We start from the raw sequence: 19,694 nt of genomic DNA, 5'->3' as shown, positions 1-19,694 counted from the left end.
GATCAAGCTCGAATCGACTGCTGGCACTGGCCACTTTTACACCACGACCAAGAACAAGCGCACTATGCCTGAGAAAATGGAGATCAAGAAATTTGATCCTGTTGTCCGCAAGCATGTGATCTACAAGGAAACCAAGCTTAAGTAAGCTTGATATCTTTGACTTGATCGTAAAGAACCCTTCGCTGGTGCACGGCGAAGGGTTTTTTTTATCTGTATTTCCTGCTCAGTCTTTATTGGCTGCCTGCAATGTCTTTTTGGCCAGTAGCAGATCGCGCCATACGGCAGCTTTTTCCTGCGGGTTACGCAGCAGATAGGCCGGATGCAGGCTGGCAACCAAGGGGATGCCCTGATAGTCGTGCACCTGCCCGCGAAGCTGGCCGATGCTGGCCTTGCTTTGCAACAAGGTCTGGCTGGCAAAACGCCCCAGCGTCACAATCAGTTCGGGTTTGAGCAAGGCGATCTGGGCGGCCAGATAAACCTGACAGGCGGCAACTTCATCGGCTTGCGGGTTGCGGTTGATCGGCGGACGGCACTTCAGGATGTTGGTGATATAGACATCGTGTTCGCGATCCAGCCCGGCCGCCTGCAATATATTGTTGAGCAGCATGCCGGCTGCGCCGACAAAAGCCTCGCCCTGCAAATCCTCGTTTTCTCCGGGCGCCTCGCCAATAAACAGCCAGCGTGCCTGTGGGCTGCCGCTACCGAATACAGTCTGGTTACGCGTGTTGCTAAGCCTGCAGTCCTGGCAGCGGGCGACCTCTGCCTTGAGTTCGCTCAAGCTTAAACCTTGCAGGTTTTTTGTATTGTGCAGGGCGACTGCATGCACCGGCAAGGCCGTGGGCAGAATCGTGTTTTGGGGGGCGGCTGGCTGAGGTATGGTCGTGGCGGGCGTACTTGCCGGTAGCGAATCTGCCTGCAGTGCAGGGGCGGCTTCTGCCGCTGCCGTGCTGGCATAGACATATTCCACCCCGCGCCTTTGCCATAGCGGGCCGAGTCCCATGGCTTCGACCAGGCTCAGGCGCCGGCTCATAGGATGGCCTCCATTAAAATGGCGTGCTCGCGGCCATTTTCCGATGGATAGTAATGCTTGCGCAGCCCGTTCTGGCTGAAGCCGGTTTTCAGGTAAAGCTGGCGTGCACCATGGTTGCTCTCGCGTACTTCCAGCAGCATGCGGTACGCGCCTTGCGCCCTGGCGCTGTCCATGACGGCCTGCAGCAGCTGTCTGGCATGGCCTTGGCCTTGATGGGGCAGACTGGTGGCGATATTCAACAGGTGGACTTCATCCAGTATGGTCATGCTGACTGCCCAGGCCAGAATCTCGTCCTGCTTGCAGCATAAGGCAAACTGGTGACCGGCTTGCAGCGAGTCCTGATAGTCGCGCTCACTCCACGGATGCGGACTGGCGGCGGCTTCAAGCCGGGCCAGTTGAGCCATATCGGTAGGTGTGGCCGCGCGTATGCATTTCATGAGCGGCGAGCCTTTTGCTCGGCGCTGGTCAGCGCAATTTTATTGCGCACATACAGAATTTCACTTTGCTGGGCAGGCTGAAGCGGGTAGCGCCCGCTGTCTGCCAGCGTAATCAGGGCATTGGCGTGTGGGCGTAGTGTGGAGTCGACGCTGTTGATCCGTGCTGCCAGGCGTGGCAGCAGGGCATCGGCGTAGTGGCTGAAACCATCACCTTGCGCGTTCCAGTGGCCGTCTTCCAGCATGACGTCTTGTGGGTCGCACACGCGGATGGCGTCGATGCGTTGTGCTTGCGCATCATACTTCGCGCAATAAACCTGCCCCATGCGTGCATCCATGCAGACCAGCGCGGGCGCGCCGCTCGCCTGAATCGCGATGGTGTCCAGTGTAGGAATGGCCATCATGGGCAGGGCATTGGCAAAAGCCAGTCCCTGGGCGATGGCGCAGCCTATGCGGATGCCGGTAAACGAGCCAGGTCCCTGACTGAAGGCAATAGCGTCAAGTTGTGATAGCGCGATGCCCAGTTCGGCCAATAAAGCGTCCAGCGTAGGCAGCAGCAGTTCGGCATGTTTCTGGCCAACCTGCTGATGGAACAGGACATGCTTGCCATTGTGACGAATGGCAAGCGACAGATAGTCGGTCGTGGTGTCGATGGACAGTAGGTTCATTGCAGGCAGATCGGGCGGCAAAACGCCGATTATAAACCCAGATCTTCGGCCCAACCGAGTGCCTCGATGTGCAATTCGTTCAATTGTGCTGCCGGCATGGATATGGCATCTGCTAAACAGCTGATTTTTCCGAGTTCCGGCGCTTCCAGCGCCCTGACCAGTGAAAGAAGCGAAGCACCGGTACCGGGTTTGCCTTGCAAGGTCGCCTCGACTTCTTGTGGCAGCTGCAAATGACGGCAAGCCTCCAGCATGGGGACTTTCAGGATGACGTCCAGCAGAGAGAACATGCCGCTGATAAATAGCAGGTCACAACCGTCCTGATTCAGGCCTTGCTGGCGGCCTATGTTTTCCATCAGGCGGGCACGGATAATAGCCGTTCTTTGCAAGGAAGGGCTGATCCGGCCGTTTTCATCATTGCTGACCAGAAGCAGGGTCAGCCAGCGGTACAGCTTGCGGTAGCCCAGTACGATGATTGCGTGCGAAAACGAGGTGATCCGCATGTGCTGGCCTGCGGCGGCCGAATTGACAAAGCGCAGCAATTTGAAGGAAAGCGCCAGATCGGTTTTGAGAACGGCCTCAATCTGGTCAGCATCGGCATCGTTGCGCACCAGATTGAGCAGACGCAGCGTATTGACCATGCCGGGATGAATGGTGGTTGCGCTGACCGTTTCCGGCTTGGCGAAATAAAAGCCCTGATAGGCATCCATATCCAGCTCGCGGCTGATGCTGTAATGAGCCGGCGTTTCTACCCGCTTGGCGATGCGCAGGATAGGGTAGCTCTTGAGCTGCGCATTCATGTGCATGAATTGCTGCGGTGTTTCGTGCTGGATATCGATCTTGGCATAGCGAATCTGGTCGAAGTAGGCTTCATTCCCAGACTCCAGCCCGGTGCAATCGAGTGAAAAGCTGAACCCCTGACCGCGCAGCATGCGCATGCGGTCGAGTATCTCGCGTGAGGGGGGAAGGTCACTTGACAGCTCAAGTACGATCTTGCGTGCGGGTAGCAATTCGACCAGCTCGCTCATTAACATGGTTTCTCCCACATTAACGAATGCAAGCTTGTCTTTGAGCAATTTTCCGCTGCCAATATCTCCCAGAATGCCGGTGAGTATGCGGGTGTCTGCTTCCAGCGGCGAAAATAGCCCGCTGTCCGTACTGTTTTCATCGCGCCGGAACAGCAGCTCATAGGCAATGATCTGCTGTTGCCTGTCGGTAACAGGCTGGCGGCCGATAAAGGTAGAAATTGAATTCATTCAATAAGTTAACAAGTCGAGGTGGCGAGAGGTGGTGCTTTGGCCGATGGCGGCTTCTTGCTGCGCTTTAAGCAGGTCTTCCATGTCCAGTACCAGCACGACAGAGCCGTCACCCGAGAGCGTTGCACCTGCGACGCCTTTGGGGCGGATGTTTTCTAGCGGCTTGATTACGACATCATCGCGACCGACAAAAGAGTCGACCGCCAGAATAAAGGCGCGTTCAGCCGACTGCATCAGCACGCCAAAGGCGGGTGCCTGGGTCGGTGCCCAGCCCAGAAGGCCGGTCAGTGTCTTGAGTGGCAGGATTTCATCACGAACGACGATAGTCGGCCGGCCGGAGACCTCCTGCATGGCGGCAGGCTCGATCGGGATGATTTCCCTGACCATGGCTAGCGGAACGGCAAACGGCTGGTCGCAGACGCGCACCACCAGCACCGGCAGGATGGCCAGCGTCAGCGGCAGCGAAATGCTGATGCGGGTGCCTTCGCCCTGGATCGAGTTGATGTCGATGCGGCCATTGAGCTTCTGGATATTGGTGCGTACCACATCCATGCCGACGCCACGTCCGGACACGCTGGAAATCTGGTCCTTGGTGGAAAAACCGGGCAGGAAAATCAGCTGCAGCGATTGCTTTTCATCCAGCGAGTTGGCCGTTTCCGCATCGATCAGTCCCTTTTCGATTGCTTTGCGCCGCAGCATTTCGGCGCTCATGCCCTTGCCGTCATCGGTAATGGAAATCACGATGTGATCGCCAACTTGTTCGGCCGACAGATGGACGGCAGATTGCGGACTCTTGCCGGCGGCAATGCGCTCTTCGGTTGACTCGACGCCATGATCGACCGCATTGCGCACCAGATGCACCAGCGGATCGTTCAGATCCTCGATCATGGTCTTGTCCAGCTCGGTCTCTTCGCCGGTAATGATCAGCTCGACTTCTTTACCCAGCTGGCGTGCCAGATCGCGTGCCAGACGCGGATATTTCTGGAACAGGCGGCCGATAGGCTGCATGCGGGTTTTCATCACCGCGTTTTGCAGGTCGCCGACCAGCAAGTCGAGCTGGCTGATCGCCTCATCCAGCGAGCGCAGCGTGTGCGCCTCGGTATTGCCTTGCAGGATTTCGGTACGCAAGGTGGTCAGCCGGTTTTTGGTCAGACCGATTTCACCGGACAGGTTGAGTACCTGATCCAGGCGCACGGTATCGATACGGATGGTGTTTTCCTGCTGTTGCGGCATGGCATTGCCCGTCACGGGCTGTTGCTTGATATTCTGGCGCGCAGGTGCCGCCTGCTCGGCCGGAGCATGGACCGGCACGGGCGCTTGCGCCGGCGCTGGAGCGGCCTGTACCACAGGCGCAGCTTCGGTGCGCAGCGGGGAAGCGGCCTGAGTGATGGCGCTGTGCAGCAGTGCCCAATCCGGGCTGTTGGGCGCGGGCACGGCCGCTGCCTGCACGGCAGGGGCTGGAGCCGAGTGATGGGCTGGACGGTCGACATTCTGGCCGGCCAGCGCCGCATCCAGTGCCTGCAGCAAAGCCGCATCGGGCGAGGCGGGCATGATGCCCTGTCCCATGCGCCCGAACATGTCGCGCACGGCACCGGTCGAGTCCATGATGATATCCATCAAGCCTTGCGACAGGGTCAGTTCGCCATTTCTGAGCTTATCGAACAGGTTTTCTGTACGGTGGCACAAGGTCACCATGGGCGCGGCATTCAGGAAGCCGGCACCGCCCTTGATGGTGTGGAAGCCGCGGAAAATATCATTCAGCAGCGCTTTGTCGTTAGGGTGCTTTTCCAGCTCGACCAGCTTGTTGTCAACGTCCGAGAGCAGCTCGGAGGACTCAAGCAGGAAGTCTTGAAGCAGTTCTTCCATGCCGGCAAACTCGCTCATTGCGGCTTCCTTCCTTGTTTGCGTTATTTTGTTCGGGTATTGCCCGGAATCAGAAGCCCAGGCTTTCAAGCAGATCGTCAACCTGCTCCTGACTCGTCACGACATCGCTGCGGTTTTCAGGGTTGATGACCGGCCCGTTTAGCAAAGAGGGTTCAAGATCGACTTTTTTCTCTGCCGGCGAGTGCTCAATCAGGACCGAGATCAGTTCGCTTTCCAGAACCTTGACCATTTCCATGACCTTCTTGATCACCTGACCGGTCAGATCCTGAAAGTCCTGCGCCATTACGATATCAAGCAGCTGGGTATTGGTATCGCCGGTATGTTGCGGTACCTGATTCAGGTAGTCGCGGGTGCTGGCAGCCAGGCGCTTGAAGTCTTCGACCGGCATCTGGTTGGCAAACACCTGATCCCACTGCGCACCCAGTTCGCGCGCATCTTTTTCCAGTCTGTCCTGGATCGGGCGGGCAATATCGGTCGCATTCAATACGCGTTCGGCCGCATTCTCCGTCAGCGTCGCGATATAGGACAAACGGCCCTTGGCGTCGGGAATGGCTTCGGCCACTTTGCTTAACGACTTGTCGTAGCCCATTTCGCGCAAGGTGTCGTGCAGCTTGCGTGTGATCTGGCCGATTTGCGCGTAGATCTCAATCTGGGCATCCAGCGTGGCGGCAGGCTGGCTCGCTACGGCAGCGCCAGGGGCTTGCCACTGCTGATGCTGGCTGGCAATGCTGTCAAAGAGCGCTTCAAGATCCGGCGAGTCGCCGCTTTCCATCAAATTTTCCGACACGTTTCTGACTCCTCAAGCAGGCTGCGCGTGGCTTACTTACCCATGGCCTGGAATATTTTGCCGAGCTTCTCTTCCAGCGTGGCTGCGGTAAACGGTTTGACGATGTAGCCGCTGGCACCGGCTGTTGCGGCTTCTATGATGTTTTCCCGTCGTGCTTCGGCGGTGATCATCATAAATGGCAGGTGGCGCAGCTGGGCATCGGCACGGACTGCTTTTAGCAGCTCAATGCCGGTCATATTCGGCATGTTCCAGTCCGAGACGATAAAGTCGAAACTCTGATTCTTGAGTTTGTGCAGGGCAACCTGCCCGTCTTCGGCCTCGTCGACATTGGTGAAGCCGAGTTCCTTGAGCAGGTTGCGGACGATGCGTCGCATCGTGGAGAAATCATCCACGACGAGGAAACGAGTGTTCTTGTCTGCCATGAGTGCTTAAGTCCTGATTGAATCTAATAGTGCGGGCTATCTTACTACCCTTGCAGGTATGGCAGTAGCGTGTCGGCCAAAACAACAGGGTCGAATTTCGCTACATAGGCATCGACACCTACACTGGCGCCCATGGCCCGGTTGGCATTGGATGACAGCGAGGAGTGCATCACGACCGGGATGCCGTCAAAGCGGCGGTCCGCCTTGATCAGACGCGTCAGTACATAGCCATCCATTTCCGGCATTTCGGCATCGACCAGAATCAGCTTGAGCGTGTCATGCAGCGATTCGCCCTCGCCAAAACGGCGGCTGGCAAAGGCTTGCAGCCTATCCCACGCCTCACGGCCATTGGTTGCCTGATGGTATTTGACGCGCATTTTCTCCAGAACGCTGGTGATTTCCTTGCGCGCCACGACCGAGTCATCGACAAAAAAGGCGAATTGCTCGCTGCTGGTCTGCGCTTGCGGGACATCCGGCACCTTGGTTTCACCGATGGCGCTGGCGAGGATCTGCTCGACGTCGAGGATAGAGACCAGCTTGCCATCTTCAAGCTCGGTCACCGCCGTAATCAGTGTTTGCGCACTGGCATTGAACATGTTTTCCGGTGCGCGCACCTTGTCCCAGTCAACACGAATGATGCGGTCCACCGAGTCCACCAGACAGGCCTGGGTGCTGCGGTTGAACTCGGTCACGATCATGGTTTCGTATTTGCGCGTGGTGTCGCCACTGGCGATGAACTTTGCCAGCGAGATCACCGGGATGATATTGCCACGCAGCGAAATAACACCTTCCACGCCTTGCGGCATATTGGGCGTCTTGGTGATATGCGGAGTTTGTGAGACCTCGCGTACTTTGAATACATTGATCCCGAAGGTTTCGCGCGTGCCCAGCGAGAACAGCAGGATTTCCATTTTGTTGGAGCCGGCAAGCTTGGTGCGTGCATCTACCGAAGCAAGCAAAGAGGCATCAGTCGCTGATAAGGTCAATTTGTTTCCCTCAATCCGTTTGTCTAGCCGAGGCTCAAAGCTTGAGCATTTCACGAATCTTCATCGACAGCTTTTGCGGCTCGAATTTCGAGACATAAGCATCGACGCCGACGGACTCGCCCAGCTTCTGGTTGGAGTTTCCAGACAGCGAGGAATGCATGAGTACCGGGATGCCGGCAAAGCGCGGGTCGGTCTTGACCATGCGCGTCAGCATATAGCCATCCATCGCCGGCATTTCCACATCGGTCAGAATCAGCTGCACGCTATCTTTGACTTTGCTGTTGGCTAGTTCGGCCTGTGTCGCTATTTTTTGCAGATCTTCCCAAGCCTGCATGCCGTTGGGGGCAAAGCTGAAGCGCACGCCCATCGCTTTCAGCGTGCGTTCGATCTGGCGGCGTGCCACAGCCGAGTCATCGGCAAAGTACACCATGCAGTCGTGCTGAACCGGTTCGATATTGGCGAAGTGATGGCTGTCGTTGTCTTCGGACATGGCGGTTTCGGCCAGGACTTTTTCTACGTCCATCATCATGACCAGCGTGCCCTTGTCCAGCTCGGTGATCGCCGTCACCAGCCCGCCCATGCGGTTGGTGATCATGTCGGGCGGGACGCGCATGGCAGACCAGTCCAGACGCAGGATGGTATCGACGGCCTCGACCAGAAATCCTTGCGTGTGGCCGTTGTATTCGGTCACGATCATGATTTCCGGTCGTTTTTCGCTAATTACCCCGGCGTATTTGGCCAGATCGATCACGGGAACCAGTGTGCCGCGCAGACTGACCATGCCTTCGACTGAGCTTGGCATTTCCGGAGCCGAGGTGATTTCCGGTGTGCGCATGACCTCACGCACCTTGAATACATTGATGCCGAAGGTTTCTTTACGTCCGGTACGCTGATCTATGCCCAGTGAAAAAAGCAGGATCTCCAGCTTGTTCGTGCCCGCCAGTTTGGTTCGGGCATCGATTTTTTTAAGTAACTCAGACACAAAAACCTCCGGTACTGATATAGCTTGCTGATTTTCTGGTATTCCCGCCCCTGATCCGCGCCTGGGGCAGAAAAAGCATCCAGCCATATTGCAGGTATTCAGGCTGGTGTCTTTTTTTAGTACATACAACTAGGTGCATTATCCTACGGTTAAACCAATTTTTACAAACTGAAGCTGAGTGAATGACAGATAAAGTTACAGTCTTTAGCGAAAAGAGCCGGCTCGAAGCCGCTTTTGCCCAGTTCAATCAGGTTTCCGGTGAGCTGATTGGTGCTTATCAGCTACTTGAAGAGCAGGTTGCGGTGCTGAATGGCAAGCTGGCTGCGGCCAATGATGAGTTGTTGCGCCGTGCGGCGGAAAACGGCGCGCTGGCCGAGCGCCTGTCCTTGTTGCTTGAGTCCTTGCCAGCCGGCGTGGTTGAAATTGACCGCAACGATCAGGTGGTCATGGCTAATCCTGCATCCATGGCCATGTTGCCAGGCCTGTCTGAGGGTGCGTGCTGGCCGGATTTGCACTGCCGCTTACTGCACAGCGTCGGTGCCGACGACACGTTTGAAGTACAGGCCGCTACATCTGCACGGCGCATCACGATCCAGCAGTGTGCGCTGCCGGATGGCAGTTTGCTGTTGTTGCATGATGTGACGCACTTGCATCAATTGCATGCAGCCTTGTCCACTCAGGAAAAACTGGCGTCCATGGGGCGGATGGCGGCCTCTCTGGCGCACCAATTGAGAACGCCACTGGCAACCGCGATGTTGTATGCCGCTAATTTGCAGCATGCGGGTTTGCCCGATGCCGAGCGCCAGCGCTTTTCCGGAAAAATAGTCGACCGCCTGCGCGCGCTGGAGGGACTGATCCAGAATATGCTGGGTTTTGTTCGCACCTCGACCCTGACCGAGCCTGTAGCGTTGGCCGAACTGTTTGACGAACTTGAAGCCATGCTGCGGCCACAGTGCGAAGCGCGGCAATTGACGCTGCATTGCATGCGGTCGTCACAGATGGATGTGGTTCTGCCGGGGGAGCGCAAGGCTTTGCTCTCCAGCTGGGTGGCGCTGGCGGAAAATGCCTTGTCCCATACTCCGGTCACTGGCCATCTGGGTTTGACGCTGGAAATCAACGAGGGCGTATTGGTTTTTGCTGTAGAAGACTCGGGTCCCGGCATTGCCGACGAGATACGTGCGCGTATTTTCGAGCCTTTCTTTTCCGGGCGGGTGGGCGGGACCGGTCTGGGCCTGGCCATTGTTAAAAAAGTGGCGGATGAAATGGCTGGACAAGTCCTGGTTGGACGTAGCAGGTGGGAGGGCGCACGCTTTGAAATGCGCTTCAATTTGCCGCCATCAAGCCGGCCGGATAATGCTTAAATCCACTTTCTATGTTTACTCGGTGCGGCACTTCGGTTAAAAAGATCCCCTTTTTTTGTATTTTGCAGTCACGTGTCGTGCTGCTTTGACATGTTGCAAGCACATTGCCTTATGACCGGACCCGTTTATCGTGGGCGCTTTGCCCCCAGCCCTACCGGCTTGTTGCACGCAGGATCGCTTGCGACCGCCGTGGGCAGCTATCTGGAGGCGCGCACGCGAGGCGGGGACTGGCTGCTGCGTATCGAGGATCTGGATACGGCAAGGCAAATGCCGGGCGCTGCCGATGCAATTTTGTCCACGCTGGAGTCGTTCGGGTTTGAGTGGGACGGCGAGGTGGTCTACCAGAGCAGGCGCCATGCACTTTATCAGGACGCTTTGGCGCAGTTGGCGATGCAAGGGCATGCCTATCCCTGCGCCTGTACGCGGCAGCAGATTGCCGCCCATGCACAGCGCGGCATAGAAGGCTATGTTTATCCGGGTACTTGCCGGGCGGGGTTGCCGGCAGGCGTAGCGGGGCGGGCATGGCGATTACATGTGCCCGAAGGGACTGTTGCCTTTGTTGATGGGCTGCAAGGGCACTATGCTCAGGATTTGTCGCGCGAGATCGGCGATTTTGTCCTCAAGCGCGCCGATGGTTTCTGGGCGTATCAGTTGGCGGTGGTGGTGGACGATGCGGCACAGGGCATGAGTGATGTGGTGCGTGGTGCCGACTTGCTCGTGTCTACGCCGCGCCAGATAGCCCTGATGCAGGCATTGAATCTGGAAGTGCCACGCTATGTGCACTTGCCTTTGCTAGTCAATGATGCAGGGGAGAAGTTGTCCAAACAGACGCTGGCGCCTGCTATCAATAGCGATCATGCCGCAGCCGAACTGGCGCTGGCGTTGGCGCGACTGGGGCACACTCCGCCGGAAAGCGGGATGGATCTCGCCTCGTTGTGGCAATGGGCGCGGGCAAACTGGTCGCTATCGCGGGTGCCTGCCGGACCTGTACTTGTTAGCGATGGCGCATGACTTACCAACACATTCACTTTTATAAGGGGGAATCTATGTCGGCTTTATGCATGTATCCCGTATTGGGGGCATGGCCGATGTCTGGCCCCCGTCAGGTCATTCTGTGTGCGCCTGCCGGTGCACAAGTTTTCAAGACTGGCTGCGTGCAGCCTGCCTGCGGAGAGCAGTTATGAGTAGTGTGAAGCAAAATAAGCGGGTGCTGGGTGTCTGGATGTGCACGGCGCTGGTGCTGGGCAATATGATAGGTTCCGGCGTTTTCCTGCTGCCGGCTTCGCTCGCGCCTTATGGAGGCATTTCACTGATAGGCTGGGCCATTACCTCGGCCGGTGCGATCTGTCTGGCTCTGGTTTTTGCCCGTCTGGCCGCCATCATTCCTAAAGAGGGCGGACCTTACGCTTATATCCATGAGGGTTTTGGTGATTTTGCCGGTTTCTGGATCGCATGGGGTTACTGGATTGCACTATGGGCGGGTAATGCCGCGCTGGCCGTTGCGGCAGCCAGTTATCTGCAGGTCTTTATTCCTGCGGTAGGCGGAAGTAATCTGTTTGCCGGTGCTGCCGCCATTTTGCTGGTGTGGATCGTGACGCTGATCAACCTGAATGGTGCCAAAAGCTCAGGGGTCGTGGCTGTGGTGACCACCATTATCAAGCTGGTGCCTTTGGCTGCGGTGACCATTTTCGGTTTCATCCATATGAATACCGACAACCTGGTGTTCAACCCGGAAAGCAAGCCGGTGATGAGCTCGGTGGCCGCCACCATGGCTTTGACCTTGTGGGCCTTTCTTGGCCTGGAGTCGGCCTCGGTGCCCGCCGGAAATGTGCAGAATCCGGAGAAAACCATTCCGCGCGCCACGGTGATCGGCACCTTGCTGGCCGCCGGCCTTTACATGCTGAGTACCATTGCCCTGATGGGGCTGATGCCGGCTCATGCGCTGGCCAGTTCGCCCGCACCATTTGCCGACGCCGCGCGCTTGTTGTGGGGTGACTGGGCCTATTATGCAGTCGGTGGCGGTGCGATTATCGCCTGCTTCGGTGCGCTTAACGGCTGGTGTCTGATGCAGGGACATATTCCGGCGGCGGCAGCCAAGGACCGACTCTTTCCCAAGGCCTTTTCGCGCCACAATGCCAAGGGCGTTCCAAGCTTCGGTCTGGTGCTGTCCAGCTCGCTGGTGACCGTGCTGCTGGCTTTGAAATATGCTGGTGGCGATGGCGGGGTCAAGATTTTCGAATTCGTAATTTTGCTGGCCACTGCAACGACCTTGCTGCCGTATGCCTTCTGCGCCATGGCTTTGCTGGCGGTCATGTTGCAGCGTCGAGAGCAGTTTTCTGCACGGGACTGGATTGCGCCGCTGGCCTTTTCAACCGTCGGTTTTCTATATTCGCTGTGGGCGATTTACGGCTCGGGTGCAGAAGTTGTGATGTGGGGCATTATCCTGCTGCTGCTCGGTTTGCCGGTGTACGTATGGCAAATCAAGGAACGTGCAGACGCTCAGTAAATTGTCCGGCTTATGGCTAACGCTTTGCTATAACCAAGGCGGTAGCCGGGCAAGATGGGTCTTCCCGGTCTCCATTTTTTGTGATGGAAAAGGGAAGCGTCATGAGCAAATTTGGTGTTCACTCCGAGTGCGGCAAGCTGCACAGCGTGATGGTGTGCCGGCCTAATCTGGCACACAAGCGCCTGACTCCGGGCAATTGTCACGACTTGCTGTTTGATGATGTGATCTGGGTCGAGCGTGCCCAGCAGGATCATGATTACTTTACCGGGCAGATGCGCGCGCGCGGTATCGAGGTGCTGGAAGCGCATGACATGCTTGCCGCGACCATGGACGACAAGCTGGCACGCGACTGGGTACTGGATCGCAAGATCCGCCCCAATACCGTCGGTGTCGGCATGCTGGCTGACCTCAGAAGCTGGCTGGATGAAATGCCGTCCAAGCAACTGGCGGATCATCTGGTTGGCGGCATCGCCAAATTCGAGCTTCCTTTTGATGCCAAAGGCTTGTTCGGCGGCTATCTGGATCAGTCCGACTTCGTCACCATGCCCGTTCCCAATATGCTGTTCCAGCGCGACCCTTCGTGCTGGATCTATGGCGGGGTGACTTTCAATCCGATGTACTGGCCGGCGCGGCGTCAGGAGACGCTGCTGATGGAGGCCATCTACAATTTCCACCCCCACTTTGCCGGCAAGGTGCACTCCTGGTGGGGCAATAGCGACGTCGATCATGGCCCGGCCACGCTGGAGGGCGGCGATGTCATGCCTATCGGCAATGGTGTGGCACTGATCGGTATGGGTGAGCGCACAACGCCGCAAGCGGTGGTGCAGGTGGCTAAAAATGCGATCGGTCATCCGGATGGCCCGACCAAAGTGATTGCCTGCCAGATGGGCAAGAGTCGCGGCGCCATGCACCTGGACACGGTATTCTCCTTCCTCGATTACGATTTCGTTTCCGTCTTCCCCGACGTCGTCAACGAAATCATCTGCACCAGTATCACTGCGGGTGACAAACCCGGCGAGCTCAAGTTTGAGCGCCATAGCCAGCCTTTCCTGGAAGTTGTTGCCCAGTCTTTGGGCTTGCCCAAATTGCGCGTGCTGGAAACCGGTGGTGATGCCTTTCAGCGCGAGCGCGAGCAATGGGATGACGGTAATAACGTCGTTGCACTAGATCGCTCCGTGGTGGTGGCCTACGACCGTAATACCTATACCAATAAGCTGATGCGTGACGCTGGCGTCGAGGTGATCGAGATTCCTGCCTCCGAGTTGGGGCGCGGTCGTGGCGGTGGCCATTGCATGACCTGTCCGCTGGTGCGCGACGCCATTACCCCTTGAGCGTCAGTCTTCCCATTTTCCGTTGTGTGTATCCTCTCCTGGCATACTTATGCCGTGCCGGAGAGGGCGTGATAGCAGCCTTTATCCTCAGGAGTATCAAATGGCTTTCAACCTCAAAGGTCGTCATTTTCTGAAAGAGCTGGATTTCACCCCGCGTGAGATCAAGTACATGCTGGATCTGGCGCGGGATCTCAAGCGGGCCAAATACGCCGGCAATGAAGAACAGCGCATGGTAGGCAAGAATATCGCGCTGATCTTCGAAAAAACCTCGACCCGTACCCGTTGTTCGTTTGAAGTCGCTGCCCATGATCAGGGTGCGCATGTGACCTATATCGACCCGTCCAGCTCGCAACTTGGCCACAAGGAAAGCATTGCCGACACGGCGCGCGTGCTCAGCCGTTTTTACGATGGCATCGAGTTTCGCGGTTTTGCACAGGATGATGTGGAGGAGTTGGCTAAGTACTCCTGCGTGCCGGTGTTTAATGGCCTGACCGATGAATGGCATCCGACCCAGATGCTGTGCGATGTGATGACCATGACCGAAAACTGCGACAAGCCGATGTCGCAGATTGCCTACGCTTATGTAGGGGACGCGCACAATAATATGGGCCACTCGCTGATGGTGATTGGTTGCATGATGGGGATGGATGTGCGTATCGGCGGGCCGAAAGGGCTGGAGCCGGATGCCGAACTGGTCAAGCAGTGCCACGAAATCGCCAAGCAAACCGGCGCTCGCCTGACCGTGACCAACGATCCTAAAGTCGCGGTCAAGGGCGCCGACTTTATTCATACCGATGTCTGGGTATCGATGGGCGAGCCGATCGAGCGTTGGGGCGAGCGTATCGCACTGCTCAAGCCATTCCGCGTCGATGCTGCGCTGATGGCTGCGTCCGGTAACCCGAACATCAAGTTTATGCACTGCCTGCCGGCTTTCCATAACACCAAAACCAAGGTCGGCAAGCAGATTGCTGCCCAGTCTCCGGAGTTTGCCGACGGTATCGAAGTGACTGACGAGGTGTTTGAAAGCCCCGTTTGTCTGGCGTTTGAGCAGGCGGAAAACCGCATGCACACCATTAAGGCCATCATGGTTGCCACCATCGGTAGCTGATTTTTTCAGACCCAAGCGGCCGGCACGACCTCAGGGCGGTCGGCCTTTGTTTTGCCTTGCAGCTGGCGCGTAGCCGGCTAGGAGAGGAAACATCATGCGTGTAGTAGTCGCTTTGGGCGGTAATGCCCTGCAACGTCGTGGCGAAGCCATGACCGCCGACAACCAGCGTGCCAACGTCAAGATCGCAGCCAAACAACTGGCTGCCGTCACCCGTTTGGGGCATAACCTGGTGATGTGTCATGGTAACGGCCCGCAAGTGGGCTTGCTTGGTTTGCAGAACGATGCATATGCCCGTCTGGTTGACTCTACGGTGACCCCGTATCCGCTGGATGTGCTGGGGGCGCAAACCGAGGGCATGATCGGCTATATGATCGAGCAGGAGTTGGGCAACGAGTTGCCATTCGAAGTGCCGATTGCCACCATTCTGACCCAGACTGAAGTTGATCCGAAAGACCCGGCCTTTGCCAATCCGACCAAGTTTGTCGGCCCGGTGTACACCAAGGAAGAGGGCGACAAGCTGGCCGCCGACAGGGGCTGGACAGTGAAGGCCGATGGCGACTACTACCGTCGTGTGGTGCCCAGTCCCAAGCCCAAGCGCATTTTCGAGATGCGTCCCATACGCTGGCTGATCGAAAAAGGCGTGGTGGTGGTCGCTGCCGGCGGCGGCGGGATTCCGACCATGTATGACGAGACCGGAAAAACGCTGATTGGGGTCGAAGCCGTAATCGACAAGGATCTGTCTTCGGCGCTGTTGGCGCGTGAAATCGATGCCGACTATTTCGTTATCGCGACCGACGTAGCCAGCGTGTTTGTCGGCTGGGGTACGCCGGACGCCAAAGCCATCAAGATGGCGCACCCGGATGAAATGGACAAACTGGGCTTTGCCGCCGGCTCGATGGGGCCAAAAGTGGAGGCTGCCTGCGAGTTTGCCCGCCTGACCGGCAAGCGTGCGGTGATCGGCGCGCTGGAAGATATCGAAGAAATCGTCAAAGGCAACGCCGGCACCATCATCACCACCGAGGTGAACGGGATCGTCTGGTATTGATGCAGGGCAGGGGATCGGGAACGGGGATGATGTCCAGTCCCTGCTCCCGCTTCCCATTCCCGCCTTTACTTATCCCGCATCTCCCGCGATAATCCGCACATCATGCAGGAGAGAGCGGCTTTATGCCGCCGCCGAAGGCGCAAGCGCACCCGCAATCGCTCAGGCAAAAGGACTGCATCATACGGGCCGGTAAACGGATTGGCCCACCGACTCTGGAGAGCGATGCCCGATGCGGCATCCACCGAAGGGGCTAACGCAACGCGCTGATAGCGTGCTTGCGGAAAATCTCAGGTGACCGGACAGAGGGGTGTAGATAGCTGATATCTCCCCTATGTAAGGATCACCATGACGGCAGCCCAACGTACCCCCTTGTATCAAGCACACCTAGACGCCGGCGCCAAGATGGTCGATTTCGCCGGCTGGGATATGCCCATCCATTACGGCTCGCAACTGAAAGAGCATGAAATCGTGCGCAGCGACGCCGGCATGTTCGACGTGTCGCATATGACCGTGATCGACATCAGCGGTGCCGATGCCAAGCGCTGGCTGCAGACCCTGATCGCCAACGATGTGGCCAAGCTCGGTTTTGTCGGCAAGGCACTGTATTCCGGCATGTTGAACGAGCAAGGCGGCGTGGTGGACGACCTGATCGTTTATCTGGCCGAGGACGGCTATCGCATGGTGGTCAATGCCGGCACCACCGCCAAGGATCTGGCGTGGATGGATGCACATCTTGACGGCTTTGATGTCACGCTGCGTCCGCGCCGCGATCTGGCCATGCTGGCGGTGCAAGGCCCGAACGCCATTGACAAGGTGTGTGCCGTCAAGCCGGATTGGGCCGAGTCCATCCGTGCGCTGCAAGTCTTTCAGGGGCTGCCTTTTGGTGAGTGGTTTGTTGCACGCACCGGTTACACCGGTGAAGACGGTCTGGAAATCATGATCCCAGCTGCCGAAGCCGACGCTTTCTTCCGTGAACTGCAACAAGCCGGCGTTGCGCCGATAGGCCTGGGCGCGCGCGACACCCTGCGTCTGGAAGCCGGCATGAACCTCTACGGCCACGACATGGACGAGCAGGTTTCGCCGCTGGAGGCCGGCATGGGCTGGACGCTGGCGATGAAAGACAGCCGCGATTTTATCGGCCGTGCCGCGCTTCAGGCGCAAAAGGAGGCCGGTGTTGCCATGCGTCAGGTCGGGCTGGTGCTCGAAGGACGCGGCGTGTTGCGCGAAGGACAGAAAGTCGTGGTCGAGGGGATGGGCGAAGGCATCATCACCAGCGGCACATTCTCGCCGACCCTCAAGCACTCCATCGCCATCGCCCGCGTGCCGGCAGCGACCGGCGAGCATGCCCAGGTCGACCTGCGCGGCACCTTAACGACGGTGCGCGTGGTCAAGATGCCGTTTGTACGTAACGGCAAGAAGGTATTCGAATAAGCGGAATCCGGGAACCGGGGGCCGCCGCTTGCGGTGCGTCACGGCTCCCGGATTCCGGATCCCCAGTCTAAAGCATCTACAGGAGAAACCCGCATGAGCCATATCCCGACCGAACTGAAATACGTCTCCAGCCATGAATGGCTGCGCCTGGAAGCCGATGGCTCCGTCACCGTCGGTATCACCGAACACGCACAGGAGTTGCTGGGTGATGTGGTGTTTGTCGAGCTGCCTAAAGCCGGTGCCGTGCTGGCTGCGGACGAGCAGGCCGGTGTCGTCGAGTCGGTGAAAGCCGCGTCCGATGTATACAGCCCGATTGCCGGTGAAGTGCTGGAGGTCAACGAGGCGCTGGAAGGTACGCCGGAGCTGGCCAATTCCGCCCCTTATGCCGAGGGCTGGTTCTTCCGCATCCGTCCGGCCAATGTGGCCGACCTTGACGCACTGATGAGTGCCGACGCTTACGCCGCCGAAATCGGCGCCTGATTTAACCCCGCCCCTGCCGCCTGACCGGTCAGGGGTTTTTTTTGCCGTGTCAAACCCATCTCCGGCCAAAAAAGGAAGCGATATGTCGCTAGAACAACTGTTCAACCATCAGGAATTCATCGGTCGCCATATCGGCCCGAACGATGCCGAGCGCGCCGCCATGTGTGCGACGCTGGGCGTGGCCAGCCTTGACGAACTGGTCGGACAAACCGTCCCCGCCGCCATCCGTTTCGGGCGCAAGCTTGATCTGCCTGATGCGATGACCGAAGCCGAAGCGCTGGCCAAACTCAAAGCGATCGCCGACAAGAACATTATCAATAAATCGTTCATTGGCCTGGGTTATCACCCGACCCGCCTGCCGAACGTGATTCTGCGTAATGTGCTGGAAAACCCCGGCTGGTATACCGCTTATACCCCGTATCAGGCCGAGATTGCGCAAGGCCGTCTGGAAGCGCTGCTTAACTACCAGCAGATGGTGATCGACCTGACCGGTCTGGAGATGGCCAACGCCTCCATGCTGGATGAAGCCACTGCCGCCGCCGAGGCGATGACGCTGGCGCGCCGGGTGTCCAAATCCAAATCCGAAGCCTTCTTTATCGACAGCCGCGTGCTGCCGCAGACGCTGGATGTGATCCGCACCCGTGCCAAGTATTTTGGTTTTGAGCTGGTGCTGGGGCATCCGGAAGAGGCAGGCAATGCCGACTACTTCGGTGCCTTGTTCCAGTTGCCCGGCGCAGGTGGTGATCTGCTGGACCTGAGCGCGCCGATTGCCGCTGCCAAGGCGCGCGGTGCAGTGGCGATTGTCGCCGCCGACATCATGGCCATGGTGCTGATCAAGTCGCCGGCCGAAATGGGCGCCGATGTGGCGGTGGGCAATACCCAGCGCTTCGGTGTGCCTATGGGTTTTGGCGGTCCGCACGCCGCCTATTTCGCCTTCCGCGAAGATATGAAGCGCGCCGCACCGGGGCGCATTATCGGTGTGTCGGTGGATGCCAAGGGTAAGACCGCGCTGCGCATGGCGCTGCAAACGCGCGAGCAACATATCCGCCGCGAAAAGGCCAACTCCAATATCTGCACTTCGCAAGTATTGCTGGCCAACCTGGCCGGCATGTATGCCGTGTACCACGGCCCGGAGGGGGTGCGCCGCATCGCCACCCGCATCCATCGTCTGGCCGCGATTTTCGGCCACGCCGTTCAGGCTGCTGGCGGCAAGCTGGTATATGACCGCTTCTACGACACGGTCGAGGTCGACTTGGGTGACCAGGCGGCCAGCGTATACGCTGCTGCGCTCGCTGCCGGTTACAACCTGCGCCGCGTCGGCGACAGCGTGCTGGCGGTGGCCTTCCATGAGCAGGCAAGTCATGAAGATCTGGCCTTCCTGATCACACTCTTTACCGGCCAGGCGGCCGATGTCGCCGCACTGGATGCTGCCGCCGCAGATGCGATTCCTGCTGCGCTCAAGCGCGAGTCGGCCATCCTGACCCATCCGGTGTTCAACCAGTACCACACCGAACACGGAATGTTGCGCTACCTCAAGCGTCTGGAAAACCGCGACCTCGCACTGAATCATTCCATGATCAGTCTGGGCTCGTGCACCATGAAGCTGAACGCCGTGGCCGAGATGCTGCCGGTGACCTGGCCTGCTTTTGCCGAGCTGCATCCGTTCTGCCCGGCCGATCAGGCGGTTGGCTATCACGAAATGATTGCCGGCTTGCAGGCGCAGCTGATGGCGATTACCGGTTTTGACGCCATCTCGATGCAGCCCAACTCCGGCGCCTCGGGCGAATATGCCGGCTTGCTCGCTATCTTGCGCTACCACGAAAGCCGTGGTGATGTTGCGCGCACCGTGTGCCTGATTCCGCAATCGGCACACGGCACCAACCCCGCTACCGCGCAGATGCTGGGCATGCAGGTGGTGGTGGTGAAGTGCGACGAATTGGGCAATGTGGATCTCACCGATCTCAAGGCCAAGGCCGAGCTGCACGC

19 protein-coding genes and 2 riboswitches are annotated in these 19,694 nt (G+C 58.1%); of the genes, 10 read left to right on the top strand and 9 right to left on the bottom strand.

Translation table 11 applies throughout. The features are described from left to right. Window position 1: 1 nt before the first annotated feature. On the top strand, window positions 2–145 hold the full coding sequence (gene rpmG, locus EGI20_RS10670; protein WP_498631442.1) for a 50S ribosomal protein L33: 144 nt from the start codon (window positions 2–4) through the stop codon (window positions 143–145). Between the two features lie 78 nt (window positions 146–223). Here rpmG and EGI20_RS10665 read toward each other — a convergent pair whose 3' ends face one another. Genes EGI20_RS10665 through EGI20_RS10625 form a run of 9 tightly spaced genes read right to left on the bottom strand, consistent with a single transcriptional unit; the run spans window position 224 to window position 8,446 of the window. Next, complete coding sequence (locus EGI20_RS10665; protein ID WP_498631441.1) at window positions 224–1,030, bottom strand: uracil-DNA glycosylase; 807 nt, start codon at window positions 1,028–1,030, stop codon at window positions 224–226. Next, a complete protein-coding gene (gene rimI, locus EGI20_RS10660; RefSeq protein WP_498631440.1) occupies window positions 1,027–1,467 on the bottom strand; it encodes a ribosomal protein S18-alanine N-acetyltransferase in 441 nt (146 codons plus the stop codon). The genes EGI20_RS10665 and rimI overlap by 4 nt, the downstream gene beginning before the upstream one ends. Further along, on the bottom strand, window positions 1,464–2,132 hold the full coding sequence (tsaB, locus tag EGI20_RS10655; RefSeq protein WP_498631439.1) for a tRNA (adenosine(37)-N6)-threonylcarbamoyltransferase complex dimerization subunit type 1 TsaB: 669 nt from the start codon (window positions 2,130–2,132) through the stop codon (window positions 1,464–1,466). The genes rimI and tsaB overlap by 4 nt, the downstream gene beginning before the upstream one ends. A gap of 29 nt (window positions 2,133–2,161) precedes the next feature. Then, complete coding sequence (locus tag EGI20_RS10650) at window positions 2,162–3,385, bottom strand: EAL and HDOD domain-containing protein (protein ID WP_498631438.1); 1,224 nt, start codon at window positions 3,383–3,385, stop codon at window positions 2,162–2,164. Further along, on the bottom strand, window positions 3,386–5,269 hold the full coding sequence (locus EGI20_RS10645; RefSeq protein ID WP_498631437.1) for a chemotaxis protein CheA: 1,884 nt from the start codon (window positions 5,267–5,269) through the stop codon (window positions 3,386–3,388). It lies immediately after the preceding gene. Window positions 5,270–5,318: 49 nt separating this feature from the next. Then, window positions 5,319–6,056, bottom strand: a complete 738-nt coding sequence (gene cheZ / locus EGI20_RS10640; protein ID WP_498631436.1) for a protein phosphatase CheZ — start codon at window positions 6,054–6,056, stop codon at window positions 5,319–5,321. 32 nt (window positions 6,057–6,088) lie between these two features. Beyond that, a complete protein-coding gene (gene cheY / locus EGI20_RS10635) occupies window positions 6,089–6,478 on the bottom strand; it encodes a chemotaxis response regulator CheY (RefSeq protein WP_124734796.1) in 390 nt (129 codons plus the stop codon). Window positions 6,479–6,522: 44 nt separating this feature from the next. Continuing rightward, window positions 6,523–7,464 carry a chemotaxis protein gene (locus tag EGI20_RS10630; RefSeq protein WP_498631435.1) on the bottom strand — a complete coding sequence of 314 codons (942 nt, stop codon included), beginning with the start codon at window positions 7,462–7,464 and terminating at the stop codon, window positions 6,523–6,525. A gap of 34 nt (window positions 7,465–7,498) precedes the next feature. Further along, complete coding sequence (locus EGI20_RS10625; RefSeq protein WP_498631434.1) at window positions 7,499–8,446, bottom strand: chemotaxis protein; 948 nt, start codon at window positions 8,444–8,446, stop codon at window positions 7,499–7,501. Between the two features lie 182 nt (window positions 8,447–8,628). Here EGI20_RS10625 and EGI20_RS10620 point away from each other — a divergent pair, with 182 nt between their 5' ends. The 9 genes from EGI20_RS10620 to gcvP all read left to right on the top strand — a co-directional run. Beyond that, window positions 8,629–9,807 (top strand): sensor histidine kinase, encoded by a 1,179-nt coding sequence (locus tag EGI20_RS10620; protein ID WP_498631433.1) that lies wholly within the window; start codon window positions 8,629–8,631, stop codon window positions 9,805–9,807. 111 nt (window positions 9,808–9,918) lie between these two features. Then, entirely contained in the window at window positions 9,919–10,818 is a 900-nt protein-coding gene (gene gluQRS, locus EGI20_RS10615) for a tRNA glutamyl-Q(34) synthetase GluQRS (protein ID WP_498631432.1), read from the top strand. A 169-nt stretch (window positions 10,819–10,987) separates the two neighbouring features. Beyond that, window positions 10,988–12,313 (top strand): amino acid permease, encoded by a 1,326-nt coding sequence (locus EGI20_RS10610; protein ID WP_498631431.1) that lies wholly within the window; start codon window positions 10,988–10,990, stop codon window positions 12,311–12,313. Window positions 12,314–12,414: 101 nt separating this feature from the next. After that, window positions 12,415–13,644: an arginine deiminase gene (locus tag EGI20_RS10605; RefSeq protein WP_498631430.1), complete on the top strand. Its 1,230-nt coding sequence runs from the start codon at window positions 12,415–12,417 to the stop codon at window positions 13,642–13,644. Between the two features lie 100 nt (window positions 13,645–13,744). After that, window positions 13,745–14,752 (top strand): ornithine carbamoyltransferase, encoded by a 1,008-nt coding sequence (locus EGI20_RS10600; RefSeq protein ID WP_498631429.1) that lies wholly within the window; start codon window positions 13,745–13,747, stop codon window positions 14,750–14,752. A gap of 94 nt (window positions 14,753–14,846) precedes the next feature. Beyond that, on the top strand, window positions 14,847–15,797 hold the full coding sequence (gene arcC, locus EGI20_RS10595) for a carbamate kinase (protein ID WP_124734804.1): 951 nt from the start codon (window positions 14,847–14,849) through the stop codon (window positions 15,795–15,797). 95 nt (window positions 15,798–15,892) lie between these two features. Next, window positions 15,893–15,982: riboswitch (glycine riboswitch) on the top strand. Between the two features lie 17 nt (window positions 15,983–15,999). Beyond that, window positions 16,000–16,110: riboswitch (glycine riboswitch) on the top strand. A 32-nt stretch (window positions 16,111–16,142) separates the two neighbouring features. Beyond that, on the top strand, window positions 16,143–17,228 hold the full coding sequence (gene gcvT / locus EGI20_RS10590; protein WP_498631428.1) for a glycine cleavage system aminomethyltransferase GcvT: 1,086 nt from the start codon (window positions 16,143–16,145) through the stop codon (window positions 17,226–17,228). A gap of 93 nt (window positions 17,229–17,321) precedes the next feature. After that, window positions 17,322–17,708: a glycine cleavage system protein GcvH gene (gcvH, locus tag EGI20_RS10585; protein WP_498631427.1), complete on the top strand. Its 387-nt coding sequence runs from the start codon at window positions 17,322–17,324 to the stop codon at window positions 17,706–17,708. An 82-nt stretch (window positions 17,709–17,790) separates the two neighbouring features. Next, on the top strand, window positions 17,791–19,694 hold a 1,904-nt coding region (gene gcvP / locus EGI20_RS10580; RefSeq protein WP_498631426.1), incomplete at its 3' end, for an aminomethyl-transferring glycine dehydrogenase.

Source organism: Aquitalea sp. S1-19 (genome assembly GCF_024343515.1).
The sequence above is the reverse complement of the archived record's forward strand: the minus strand, read 5'-3'. Positions and strand labels throughout refer to the sequence as shown.